This is a genomic window from Paenibacillus sp. 203 (assembly GCF_037027525.1).
Classification (GTDB): Bacteria; Bacillota; Bacilli; order Paenibacillales; family Paenibacillaceae; genus Paenibacillus; species Paenibacillus polymyxa_B.
This window is the reverse complement of sequence record NZ_JAXCHD010000026.1, coordinates 1-14,509: the sequence shown is the minus strand read 5'-3', so window position 1 is coordinate 14,509 and position 14,509 is coordinate 1. Positions and strand designations below refer to the sequence as shown.

Here is a 14,509-nt window from a genome sequence, read left to right as displayed (position 1 = left end):
TGCTTGTTCGATATGCTGCCAGTAGGCTAGCTCCCGCTCCATCGTCGCACGATTCGCGTAGGCTGACAGCTGTTTGGCCCATACCTGGAAAGAATCTGTTTTATGCGGCAGTCGAATAGCTGTGCCTGTTTGACCTGCAACAGCCTGCTCATAACCGGATGCCAAATCCTCCAGCAAAATACGCCACGATACACCGTCCACAACCAAATGATGAATGACGATTAGCAAATGATCGCCCTCAGCGCAGTGGAACAGACCGAGCTTCACAAGTGGACCCTCGCTCAAATGAATGCTCGCTTGAATTTCACTCGCCTTGGCTTCTACAGCGGTGAATTCGTCTTCCACTCCGCTAAAATCTATAATGTCCAGCGTGTATAGCTCGCCTTCCTCCACACTGCGGTTCCAAGCGACATAACCCTGCTCCGCCTCACGGAATACAGTGCGCAATGCGTCATGATGCTGGACAATTCGTTCCATCGTACGGCGCAGCGCTTCTATGTCAAAGCGCCCAGCTCGATACAGCATCATCGCCTGGTTGCTGTGGTGCAGGTCAGCCGGCTGCTGCTCGAAGAACCACCGCTGAATGGGTGTCAGTTCCACCTGGCCTACGACTTCTTCCTGACTGGCCATCTTGCCATCTGTACGAAGTAAAGGACTGAGTGACGCTACCGTCGGATTGCTGAACAAATCCTTCATGTCCAGTCGATAACCTGCTTGCAGCAATCGGGAGGATACTTGCAGCGCTTTAATCGAATCGCCGCCCAGTTCAAAGAAGTTATCCTGCGTGCCTACCGTTTCGACACCCAGCACCCCGGCCCATACTGAAGCTAAAACCTGTTCTACCGTGGTACGCGGTGCCACATAGGCTGCTCCGGTATGGATGCTTCCTTCCGGTTCCGGCAAGGCCTTGCGGTCGATTTTTCCATTGTGGGTCAGTGGTAAGGTCTCCAGACGCATCAAGCGTGCAGGTACCATATGTGCTGGCAGTGCTGCTTCCAGCTCGGCCTGTACTTCCTCAATCCGCAGCTCGGCTTCTCCCGTGATGTATCCGCACAAGTACTTGTGCCCACGCTCATCCGTCCGGTCGATGACTACCGCTTGACGCACACCCGGCACCCGCTGGATCGCCGTTTCAATCTCGCCCAATTCAATCCGGTAGCCCCGGATTTTCACTTGATAGTCCATCCGGCCGATAAAGTCCACATTGCCGTCCGACATCCACCGCGCCAAGTCACCTGTGCGGTACAATCGTTCACCCGCTACGTACGGGTTTGCCACGAACTTCTCGACCGTCAGGTCCGCACGGTTCAAGTATCCCCGTGCTACCCCGGCTCCGCCGATGCACAGTTCACCCAATACGCCGATCGGCACCGGATTCAACTGGCTGTCCACAATGTAGAAGCGTGCATTCAGCCACGCCTGACCAATCGGCACATTGCCGCTGCTTGGCAGCTTCGACAGCTCTTCGTCGTAGAAGCTGGAGTCAATCGCCGCTTCCGTGACGCCGTAGCTGTTCATAATACGAACATCCGCGCCGAATCGTTCCTGCAGCACCCGATAATCCGTCACGCTGCAGCTGTCCGAGCTGGTAATCAGCAATTCCAGACTGCTCATGTCCAGCCCCTGTTCATACACATGCTGCATAAACGGTACGATCAAGGCCGGTGTCGATTCGAACACTGTAATCTGATAATCGCGAATCCAGCCGTATAGACGGCTTGGGTCAATGCGATCATCTTTCGGACAGATGACCATCGTTCCACCGTTATAAAGCGCCCGTGCGATATCCCCGACGAACACGTCGAAGGAGAAGCTCGCCAGTTGTAGCAACCGTACCGGGAACTGGTTCAGACGATAATCCCGGCGATAGGCCGCAGCCGTATTCACCAAACTGCGATGCTCAATCATGACGCCCTTCGGACGTCCCGTTGTCCCGGAGGTGTAGATCACATACGCCAGATCCTGCGGCTCATTGATAGGTTCCACATCCGTGGCATCCCCGATGTACAGCGACTCATCGTCCAGCGCCAGTACGGTGTGCAGACGCAAGTTCGCTGCGGATTCGGATGCTGCTTCGCTATCAGATGACGAATCTGATTTCAAGCTGAATCCCTCATTAAGGCTGTCTCTTTCCATCGTTTCAATGCTAACCGCCGTTTCCAGCTCGCCCTCAGACTGCCCTCCGGCCAAAGTCTGTCGGCTTTCCTCCAGCCATGCCTGCGCGCGCTCCTGCAAACCTGTTTGCGTCAGTAGCACTGTCGCGCCGCTGTCCTCCAGCATAAAGCGGATACGTTCGTACGGATAATCCGCATCTAACGGTACATATGCCCCGCCGGCTTTCCATACTGCCAATACGCCGACCAGCATGTCCACCGAGCGCTCGCTCAAAATACCAACAATGGATTCGCGCCCAATGCCTTCATTCCGCAATCTACGAGCAAGTTGGTTCCCACGCTCGTTCAGCTCACGGTATGTAAGCTGCCGCTCCTCGTATACAACTGCCACGTGATCCGGTGCAAGCTGCGCTTGTTCTTCCACATAGGCGTGGAACAACCCTTCTGATTGCTTTTCATCACTCCATGCAGATACGCCTACTGATCCAAAACCGTCGATGATTTTCGCTTTTTCCGAAGCAGTCACTAGCTCCAGCTCATCTACCAGCGCATGCGGTTTGTGAATTGCTTCTTCAATCATATGCAGCAAATGCTCGCGGATTTGCTCTACAGCTGTACGTTCCAATACTCGCGCGTTGTACTCCAAATGGACATGAATTTCATCCCCCGGCACAACCGTAATGTTGAAATCATAGTTCGTTTGCTCCGATACGGAAGCATTGGCAATCGTAAAACCATTCGTACCACGGCTACCCGTGTGCTCCATGCGCTGTTCCACTGGGTAGTTTTCAAACACCATAATATGGTTCACCAGGTCCTGTTTTTGCTCTGTCAGGGCCTGAATTTCATATAACGGATAGGTTTCATAGGCACGGGAAGCCAGTGCCTGCTCCTGTATCTGTTTCATTAACGCAGCAAACGTCATATCTTTCTCACTGTGAATCCGTACAGGAACCGTGTTAATGAACAAACCAATCATTTTATCGATGCCCGGAATATCCGCTGATCTACCAGATACGACACTGCCAAATACAACATCCCCACTGTTGTTATACCGTTGCAGCACAACGCCCCACGCTGCTTGCAGCAGTGTATTGACCGTCACTTGCTTTTGCTTAACCAGCTTGTTCATCCGTTCCGTCACTTCGCGGTCCAGTGTAAACGAAAGTTTGTCCGCTTCATATTCTTTAGCGTGACCGTCCAGCTGTTTTGCCTGCGGCAATACCGTCTGCTGCTCGAAACCAGCAAAATAATCACTCCAGAACCGTTCAGCCTCTGCTTTGTCCTGCCGCTCCAGCCATTCAATATATTCGCTGTATGGCGTTACCGGGACAAGCTCCGGCTTGCGGTCTTCGAGGATGGCAAAGTACGTATTAAATGCCTCTCCTACAATTAGGAACAAGCACCAGCCGTCCATCAAAATATGGTGGAAGCTCCACACAAAACGGTACGACTCCTCGCCTGTACGCAAAACAGACACCCGCATCAGCTCGCCAGAGCTGAAATTAAAGCCCTCGGCTTTGTCACGTTCAGCAAAATCAGCAATGTATGCGTCCTGCTCTCCTTGTCCCATTGAGCGCACATCTTCAAAACGGAACCCGGCATGTTTGTGACGGTACACCACCTGTAAAGGCTGCTCATTCCAGCCGCTATAAAAATTCGTTCTGAATATTTGATGGCGATTCACCAGTTGATTTAAGCTTTCGGCAAAAGCCTCCACTTGAAAGCTACCTTGCAGATCAAATGTCGCCTGCTCAAAGTACGCCCCGGAGTTCGGCTCCATTAAGCCGTGGAACAGGATGCCTTTTTGCATGGGTGTGAGCGAATAAATATTTTCCAGCTCACCCGCAGCAGCCGTCTGCTCTACAATATGATCCAGCTCTCCAGCCGTCAGTCCTTGGAAGGACAAGTCGCTTGGCGTCAGCTCTGGCAACTCTTTTTCCACACAGTGAGCCAATACCTCACGCAAGCTCTCCTGAAGCAGACCAGCCAGTCTTTGAATTGATTTTTTCATGAATGTTTTCCTGCTGTAGCTGATCGTCAGTTCCAGTGCACCGTCCGTGATCATGCCGTTGATATCCAGAGCATACCGCTTGGTTAACGTGTCACTAATGGAAGCTCCGATGGAATAAGGAGACATGCGAAAGGCATTTTTCTTCAAATCCTGATCGAATTGTCCGAGATAGTTAAAGCTGATTTCCGGCTCGGTGATAAAAAGGGCTTCCCCTTCCCCTTCAGCAAGATATCTCAAAATCCCGTATCCAATTCCTTTATGCGGCAAACGGCGCAGTCCTTCTTTGACGTTCTTGACACGCCGTCCCACATTCTGTTCCTCGCCCATATCGAGTACAACCGGGAATTGGCTGGTAAACCAACCGACCGTACGCGTAATATCCACATTCGGCAAAATGGCTTCCCGTCCGTGACCCTCCAGATTTACAAGCACCTGACGGATGCCTGCCCACTCCTGAATTGCGGTGCCCAGAGCTGTCAGCAATAGGTCGTTCACTTCCGTATTGTAGGCACGATGTGCCTGCTTCAAAAATTGTTCTGTTTCTTCGACCGTCCATACCACGGTCAGTGTCCGATCATCGCGAAGCTGTGGCTTGGCCTGAGATTTACGGGTGTAATCTTTAGGCAAGGATGCCTGACTCTTCCCTGCTTGCTCAATCTGCTCCCAATACGCACGCTCACTCTTCAACGCTGTGCTGTTCGCATAAGCGGATAGCTGGTCAGCCCAAAGGCGGAAGGAATCTGTCTTATTAGGCAAACGGACAGACTCGCCCCGTAAAGCCTGCTCATAGCCGGATGCCAAATCCTCCAGCAAAATACGCCAAGACACGCCATCGACCACAAAATGGTGAATCGCTATCAACAAATGGTCTCCATCGGTGCAACGGAACAGACCCAGTTTCACCAAAGGGCCTTCATCTAGACAGATACTGCTTTGAATTTCGCTGGCTTTGTTCTCCAGCAAGTGAGCAAAGTCAGACTCATTTGTAAAATCAACCACTTCCAGGCTGTACAGTTCTCCTTCTTGCACGCCACGGTTCCATACTTCATACCCACCGTCCGCATTTTGGCGGAATACGATGCGCAAAGCATCATGGTGCTCGACAATGCGTTGCAGTGCCTGATGAAGCGCCGTTTCGTCCAAACGATCCTCACGGTGCAGCATCAGAGCCTGATTATAGTGCTCAGGATTGGATGGCTGCTGCTCAATGAACCAGTGTTGAATCGGTGTCAATACCACGTTTCCACTGACTTCTCCTTGATCGGAAATGCGGGTCACCCGCTGCACCCGTCCATTCAGCTCAGCAATCGTCGGATACTGGAACAGCTCTCTCATTTCCAGCTTGTAACCATTTTGCAGCAGTCTTGAAGACACCTGGATGGCCTTAATCGAGTCGCCCCCCAGATGGAAAAAGTTATCCAGCACACCAATATGCTCGATACCAAGTACAGATTGCCACACGGACACTAGCGTCCGTTCTACCTCATTACGGGCTGCTACGTAATCCTCACCGGAATCCACGCTGCCCTCCGGTTGCGGCAACGCCCGACGATCCACTTTGCCATTTGGTGTCAACGGCAATTGCTCCAGCTGCACAAAATATGACGGTACCATGTAACCCGGCAATTCTTGACTCAAGGCGCTTCGCAGCTCACTAGCCGCGATATCCGCAAGGGTGACTACATATGCACAGAGCTGCTTTTGCCCTTGCTCATCCTCACGTGCAATGACGACGGCTTCTTGCACCGCTTCCAGCTTCAACAGCTGCGCTTCCACCTCACCCAGCTCGATCCTGTAGCCCCGAATTTTCACCTGTGCGTCAATCCGTCCTTTGTATTCCAGCGTTCCGTCCTCATTCCAGCGCACCAAATCGCCTGTGCGGTAGCAGCGCTCTCCGCTGCGGAACGGACTATCTACGAACTTTTCAGCCGTCAAATCCGGACGGTTCCGGTAGCCACGTGCCACCCCGTCGCCGCCGACGATCAACTCCCCCCATGCCCCGACAGGCTGAAGCTGCATGAAACGGTCTACGACATACGCTGTGGAGTTGTGGATCGGACGCCCAATCGGCACCGCTTCCAATTGCACGCTGGCAATCGCATGAGTTGTAGAAAAAGTTGTATTTTCTGTCGGCCCATAGCCGTTAATGATCCGCAGGGACGGATGAGCCTCCAGCACCCGGTTAATGTGCGGTACGGACAGCACATCACCACCGACCAGCAGTTCTTGTACCCCCTCGAACAGCTCCAAGTCCTGCTGAGATAGCTGGTTAAAGAGCGGTGCAGTCAGCCACATTGTCGTGATACCATGGTTGCGCACGGCTTCCTTGAGCTTTGGAGCGTCCAAAATGACATCCTGACTTACCAGCACGAGCTGTCCACCATTTAGTAGCGCACCCCAAATTTCGAAGGTGGACGCGTCAAAGACAACGGCGCCAGTTTGCAAAATACGTGTATCAGCATCTAATTGCGCATAGTTTGTACTTTTCACCAAACGCACAACATTGCGATGTTCTACCATAACCCCTTTGGGCTGTCCGGTTGTGCCCGAAGTGTACATCAAATAAGCTAGTCGGTTTCCAAAATTACGTTCTTGTTCTCCAGCAGTGCTGTCTACGACAGACGAGGATGATTCCTTTAAAATCACATTTTTCAGATTTATATAATCGGTATAATCCGCATGATAAGCCTCGTTTTGCTCCCAATGTACGGCATTCAAGCCTTGGTCATCCTCTGCCCCGTACACCTTAGCATCGCTCAGATCCAGTACGATTCCGGTGTATTCCTCCGGTTGCTGTTCTGCACGCTGCACCAGCAGCAACTTCGCCCCCGAATCTTCCAACAGGTAACGTACACGTTCAGCCGGATAATCAGGATCAATCGGTACATATGCGCCGCCCGCTTTGAGAATCGCCAACATGCCGACGATCATATCCGTGGAACGCTCAGCAACGATACCTACAGTTTGCTCGGCGGTAACACCGTGTCCGCGCAACGTGTGAGCCAGTCGATTTGCTTTTACATTCAGTTCGCCATAAGTTAAACGGGCATTTCCGAACACAACTGCTGTCTGATTCGGTGTACGTTCAGCCTGTTCCTCAAACAACTCATGAATGCCTGCTTCGTGTGGATATTCCACCGCTGTAGCATTGAATACGTCGACGATTTGCGCCCGTTCTTCCTCACTGATCAGCGACAATTCCTGTATCCGCTTGTGTGGGCCCTGCACCATATGCTCTGCCACACTCAAAAATTGTCGAATAATTCGAGCAATTTCCTGTTCACTAAACAGTTCGGTACGATAATCTAGGTACAGCACGAGTCTATCATCATCCAGCATTTCAACCATGTGAATATCGAAGTCGTTCACCGTATCTCCGCAGAAATCGTTATCTACCTGCTGAATGGCTTCATCAAACCGGGAGAAACTCAAGGTACGGTACTGAATAGAAGCACCAAACAGACGCTGAATGTCCAGGCTGCTTTGCTGTTCACGCAAATCCTGAATAATTTTGTTGTACGGGTAACGCTGATGCCGCAAAATGGATGCCTGCTCCTTCCCTACACCTTGCAGGAAAGTCAACAGTTCGGATTCTGGTTCGACTAACAGACGCGTAGCCACAGTGCTGACGAACATACCGATGGTATCTTTTTCCTTCTTAGACGTACGGTTGGCATAAAGTGTCCCCACGGTTAAGTCCTGCTCCCCCGTCACTTTATGCAAATAAATATACAGAGCCGCCAGGAAGAACGTGAAAATACTAATTTTATGTTCCTCGCAAAAAGCCGTAACACCACGATACAACTCATGTTCCAGTATAAAGCTCTCCCGGCGTGCAGCTGTGCTCAGTGTCAGCGGGTTATATGATTTCAAACCTGTAGTCTCTGGCAAATCAGCAAACTTTTCCGTCCAGTACGTTTTGTCCTTTTGATAACGGTCTGATTGCTCATAGCTTTGCTCTACCTGGATAAAATCCAGATAGGGATTGCCCTTGGTCGGCGTATCTTGACCTGTACCATGCACAATATCCATATAATGTCCGGTGATTTCATTAATGGCCTGATTCATGGACACGCCGTCTGAGATAATATGATGCATTTTAAAATTAAACCAGGTTTCTTCTGCTCCGAGCTGCAAGATAACAAATCGATACAGCTGCGAATCCAACAATGAGAACGGCTGTGGATTATGGCGCTTTAACCATTCCTTTGCTTCTTCCGGGGTAACTTGGAGCGTTTCTATACTTTCCGCCGTAAACGGCTCTACATATTGATACGGAATCCCATCCTGAGCAGTAATTTTGATACGAAAAGAATCATTTTGGGCAATTACCCGGTTCATTGCTTGTTGCAAGGCATCTATACGAACAGTTCCCCTGATTTTTACTGTTGCAATAATTGTTGATGTGTTCCGATTAGGATACAGAAGCTCCGTATACCAAATCCGTTGCTGTGGCTGGCTTAGCGAAAACAATTGAACATTTTGCTGTGTCATCCGTCTCTCTCCTCGCAAATTAGATATTGGTAAAAAGGAAATTCGCATATTTATGCGGTTTGTTCCTCGGGATGCTTTCGAAATTGAAGCTCATACAGCTCTGCATAATGACCGCCCTCGGCAAGGAGCTGATCATGGGTACCCTGCTCTTTCAGTTCACCATCGGCAAGGACACAGATCGTATCCGCCCGTTCAATCGTAGACAATCGATGGGCAATAACTAATGTCGTACGATCCTTCATCAGCTCATTTAAGCCCTGCTGGACTTCATATTCCGATTCTGCATCCAAAGCCGAGGTTGCTTCATCCAACAGCAAAATCGGTGCATTTTTGAGCAAAGCACGAGCAATTGCGATCCGCTGTCTTTGACCGCCAGACAAATTGGCTCCGCGTTCACCGACAATCGTGTCGTACCCCTCTGGCAGCTCGGCTATGAAGCCGCTGGCATAGGCTGTTTTGGCCGCAGCCTCTACTTCCTCATCCGTGGCAGTCGGTGAGCCAAAACGGATATTATCCGCTACTGTACCGTGGAACAGCGTAGCCTCCTGTGGTACATAGGCCATCAAATCCCTGACCTCATCCAACGTAAATTCTTCTGCCAAGCGACCACGAACCCGCAGCACACCTTCGTCCGGTGGGTAAAATCCCAACAACAGCTTCATGACTGTGCTTTTGCCGCCACCACTCGGGCCAACAAGCGCGGTTACCTGTCCTTCTGGCACGACCAAGTTTAACCTTTGCAGCGTTGGATGGTTAGGCTGATAGCCAAAGGTGATGTCGTGCAGCTCCAGCGCAGCCGGAGTCTGTTCAATGGCATGGTCTGAACGCAAGGTCTCAACATCGCCATAGAATTCCCCAGATTCACGGGCTGATAAAGCTGACGTCTCGGGATCGATAAGCCTAGTCAACAGTCCCTTCTTTTTAGCCGCGGGGAACTGCTCTTCTTCCTTCGACTCATCCAGAATTTCGCGGATACGCGCCAAGCCTGCCAAGGAGTTTTGTAACAGTGTTACAGCTGCCCCTAGCTCCAAAAACACCGTTGAAATACCGGTTTGCAGCTGCACAATCTGTCCCAATACCCCCAGTTCCATTTGCTTCTGCGATACCAGAATCAATCCGGCGACAAGCACACCGCCCAGCGTAATGAACTCTATGACAAAATTGCACATATCCTGCAAGCCCATATGACGTCCCTGCCGGATGCTGATACGGTTTATGTCCTCGCTTGCATCGTTACATAGTCCACCTACCTTTGTCCTCAACCCAAACAACTTCACCGTCTGCAAACCGGAAAGCAAATCACTCAATCGTTCCGTGAACCCGCTCATCCGTCCCTGTAACTCTTCACTCGTCTTTCGCATTTTCTTTGCGAAATGAGCATTAATCCAGGCTGAAGCCAGCCCAAGTAAAACCGCCATAATCCCAAATCGCCAATCCAGAACCATCAAAATGACCAACGAGCCCAAGAAAAGCGAAATTTCCAGTATAATCGAGCGGATATGAACGGTGTAAGCCTGCTCCAGCGCCTGTACATCATTCGTCATACGGGATACAAGATCACCCGAATGGTGTTTTTCGGCTTTATCGTACGATAGCTTAACAATGTGGCCAAATAGTTTCATTCGTACTTCGGCAATCGCCAGCTTTACACACCGTTTATACATATAGCTACACAGGGGGGAAATAAGACTTAATGCCAAAAATGTACCACTGACCAAATAGACCGCTCGGTATAACTCCTGTACATCGCCATTAACCGCGAAATTCAGCAAATAATGCACCACAAAAGAAAGTAAAATCGTGATGCTGGCATTGGTCAGACTATTGCCAACCAGCCCGGTAAAATACCATTTTCGTTGCGGCTTCATCAGGGACATCAACTGCTTAAATTCATAAAACCCCTGCTTGAAGGTCACGACGCTCACCCCTTTCCTCAGGCAACGAAAACCCGTTTTCCGCCGTATGCTGTTCTTCTTCAAAATTTTTCAAATACAGCTTTCGGTACACACCATCACGACTTAGTAATTCCTCATGAGAACCCGATTCCACAATGCTCCCCTGATCGAGTACAATAATGCGGTTCGCCTGACGTACGGTTGACAGTCGATGAGCAATGACCAGTACCGTCCGGTTTTGCATTACCGCATTCATCGCATTCTGCACCTGAGCCTCCGACTGACTATCGAGTGCTGAAGTCGGCTCGTCCAATAGAAGCAGCGGAGCATTTTTCAGTAATGCTCTTGCTATGGAAATACGCTGTTTTTGACCGCCAGACAATCCGCCTCCCCGCTCGCTCAACAGGGTTTCATAGCCCTCGGGAAGTTGAACAATAAAATCATGCGCATGTGCCGCTTTCGCCGCTTCGACAATTTCTTCCCGAGTCGCCGCCAAACGTCCATATCCGATATTTTCTGCAATGGTGGCCGGAAAAAGCGACGGCTCCTGAGATACCATCGAAATATGACTGCGCAGGCTGGTTAAATTCCAATCTGTCAAACTTTTTCCAAATAGTTGAATGGTTCCAGCATGCTCTCCAGGTTCATTAAATCCGCAAAGCAGCTTGAAAATCGTGCTCTTACCTCCACCGCTGGCACCGACAATCGCCACCATATCCCCTTGCCCTGCCTGGAAGCTGATATCCTTCAGCACTGTGTTCCCTTCATCGTAGCCAAAGGTCAAATGCTCAAAGCTGACTACAGCAACACTATCAACGTCATCATCACTTTCTGCTCCGCCTTCACTCATTCGGTTGGCTTCCCCATTTGCTTCGTCTTTCAAATGAGGCGCCTCATTCTCTCGCTTCTGATCTACCAAGGTCATTTCGCCATCCTGACGTTCATTCTGCCAATCCAGTACCTCAAACAAATGCTTTGCGGCTCCACCCGCTTCCTTCATTTGCGAAATGATCGTCGGCAGCATGGCAATCGGCTGCAATATGAACGAAATCAGGTATAAAAAAAGTACAATGCCTCCAGCATTCAGCTCTCCATGTTGTATCAGGTATCCTCCGTATACAATGACTAAAATAATCGGTGTTGCTAGCATCATCACACCTACCGGAGTAATGGCTGCATAGCGCTTTTCTAGCCGTAAGCCGCGCTTGACGACCTCCTCCATAATCACCATATACTTCTTCAACAGCACTGCTTGCATATTGAATGCCTTGACGATAGGAATTCCTCCGATTGCATCTTGCCCCACAGCGTTCAAATGAGCAATTTTCTCCTGAAGATCCGCGGAATATTTTTCAATCGGCTTGCTCATTAGTGATGTTATGATCATTCCTATTGGCATGAGCGCAAGACTTGCCAATATCAGTTTCCAGCTTGTCAGTAAAAGCAATATGAGGGATGCCGTAAACACAAGCGGTAAATAAAACAGATTGGCAAACTGCTGGATAAAAAAGTTCTGTAATACTGCCGTATTATTGGTTAGACGGGATACCAAATCTCCGGTAAATTTCCTTTCCACGCTGGAAACTGGTAAATCGCAAAACTTATGTACGAGATCCCCTCTCAAGTCGCGCAGAGCACTAACACTAAATCGCGCTGAAGCGTACCTCATCACAAACTTACAGGGCATTCCAATTAGCGTCATACCAACAACCAGATAGATCATGTTCTGGGTAGAGGAGAATGTCCCCTGTGCCATGTGTTCAATGGCCTTACCCAAAACAATGTCAATAGCTGCCAAACACAAGGAGGCGATCACCGTTATGAAAACCCATAGATTATACGGCCTTACATAACGTGCGAGTCTCCGAAATGCAGAATTTAATCGAAACAAGGGCATCCCTCTTTTCGTTGCCCACACTTTATCAGTGCGAACTTTTTATATTGGCTGTGGACGTCGTTGAGATAAACTCTGAGTTTGGATGCATGAGTATCCGTGCAGAATAAAATGCGATTTTGAACTATGCTGGAATTTGCATCTTGGTGTGGGTTGGTTGTTGATTGTTGCTGAGATGGTAATAACGAAGTGTATCGTGATGTGTGGGACATTCAACTCTGTCTGAATCGTGGTTGTAGGGTGCTTGTGTTGTAAGCTGTATGAGCTGCCTCCGCGTGGCCCATCGGCGAGGATGTAGAAAGAATGTTCTCGACTGCGCTCATAACCTCTTGTTCTTGTTCATGGATGAAAAAGTGATTACCTTCGAACATCTGAACATCCATAGGTGATGTCGTATGTTGTTGCCAGGCATGGAGTGAATCTGTGCTAACCTCAAAATCCTTCATTCCTCCTAAAACGGTCATCGGGCATACCAGTGGATTTCCCGGCAGATAAACATAAGTTTCACATACCTTAAAATCTGCACGCAGACGAGGCATAATAATTTGCATCAATTCTGCATTTTGCAGCACCTCTTCAGGGGTTCCCTGCATTAAACGAAGCTCTTCCGTGAAAGAATCGTCTGTTAAATCATGGAGTCGTTTTTTGGAGTATGGAAGATGTGGTGCGGATTTACCAGATATGATGATATGCACAGGTAGCTTTCCAGTTTTGCTGTACAACTGTCGTGCTGTTTCAAATGCAATCAGTGCCCCCATACTGTGCCCAAAAAAAGCGAACGGCTTATGCATGTATGGAGCCATTGCGGGAACCAACGATTGAACGATGTCTTGAAGAGTATCCATTGGAGCTTCTGTTGAACGGCTTTCACGTCCTGGAAGTTGTATAGGCAGCACGGTAATGTCAGGCGCAAATCTGGACTTCCAAGAGTTAAATATGTAAGCACCACCACCGGCGTAGGGGAAGCAAAATAGTTGGAGCTTCGCAGTCGGTTGGACCTCTGTTTTCGCGAACCAAGATTGCGATCGAGTCGTCATATGAATTCCTCCATCCTCTATGCAGTTCATAATTTTACAGTAAATCCTTATATCTCTTTTTTCCTTCCAACACTTTCTAACTGTTTTTAAATATACAAACTTTAAAACCACTTGGCATGGGAAAAAAGGGCTAAATCGATAGAGCTCATAAAAATAAAACAAAATCCATATTATGTTATTTGTTTCCAAACTTCAAAAGCAACAATTTCACTTTTTGTATTAGTTATCTGTCAATCATGATCTGTTAATTTAGTTTGAAACGAAATTTTAGGTTTTCACGAATTTTGTAAAACTAAACTCACTATGATTTACATTGAAGCTCCAACCCCTTATCCTACAACAATTTTATCTTTACATGCCATTAACATAAATGTAACAAATTCAACCTGATATCATCCGACAAATTCCGCCTTTTTCCGCAACTCTCTTTAAACTCCTAAATAGTGGATTGAATTTGTATCAAGCTCACATAAGCCAAAATTAATAACTCTTTAATTTTGTAATAAATATTGTTATTTAATAGTCCTAAAGGACCATATTTTGCATATTTTTTTCTGACTCTTCGTCTAAAAAATTCAGTTCGGATTGAGTTTTTCTCTCCCAAAGCTATGAATTTTCTTTTCAAACTCTAATAGAAGCGTTTCTATCTCGATTCAAAAGTACCTGTTCTCTAGAAATTTATAGCCTTACTTTTAATCTTTCAGTAACGGCAAACAGCAAGGCTCCCTGTTGTTGGAGCTTGCTGCTTTATAAATTTCATTATGTTTGACTTCACTATTGGTCGATATGCAGAGCGTTGAAAGCTTTATTGTAGTTATCCCCCAATCTTATTAATTTAGTGGAATGGAGTATTTGGTATGGGTTTCTTGTATATTTTCCAAAACGCGAAAGCCTTATGGTATACAAAAAGAGCACAGCCCATTAAGGCTGTGCTCTCAGATTGTCGAGAAACCCCGTCTTTTGAGACGTGGGTTTCTTTTTCTTTACATCATAAGGCTCTGGTCTCTGGAGAAATAGGGGGTTACCCCTGTTTCTCCAGGCGATCCAGGTGGATCGCCATC

At 48.5% G+C, this 14,509-nt stretch carries 4 protein-coding genes; all 4 read right to left on the bottom strand.

Annotation, left to right across the window (positions count from 1 at the left end; genetic code table 11):
* Nucleotides 1-8,622: amino acid adenylation domain-containing protein (locus WA407_RS25900; RefSeq protein ID WP_336078706.1), on the bottom strand; the 8,622-nt coding region annotated here is incomplete at its 3' end.
* A gap of 50 nt (nucleotides 8,623-8,672) precedes the next feature.
* On the bottom strand, nucleotides 8,673-10,538 hold the full coding sequence (locus WA407_RS25895) for an ABC transporter ATP-binding protein (RefSeq protein WP_336078705.1): 1,866 nt from the start codon (nucleotides 10,536-10,538) through the stop codon (nucleotides 8,673-8,675).
* Nucleotides 10,513-12,408: an ABC transporter ATP-binding protein gene (locus WA407_RS25890; protein ID WP_254330907.1), complete on the bottom strand. Its 1,896-nt coding sequence runs from the start codon at nucleotides 12,406-12,408 to the stop codon at nucleotides 10,513-10,515. Before WA407_RS25890 ends, WA407_RS25895 begins: the two co-directional genes overlap by 26 nt.
* 215 nt (nucleotides 12,409-12,623) lie before the next feature.
* Entirely contained in the window at nucleotides 12,624-13,448 is an 825-nt protein-coding gene (locus tag WA407_RS25885) for a thioesterase II family protein (RefSeq protein WP_235308272.1), read from the bottom strand.
* Between the last annotated feature and the right edge of the window lie 1,061 nt (nucleotides 13,449-14,509).

What these genes read in the sequence shown, in the direction of transcription:
- WA407_RS25885 (WP_235308272.1), bottom strand. Translation starts at nt 13,448, where the DNA reads ATGACGACTCGATCGCAATCTTGGTTCGCGAAAACAGAGGTCCAACCG.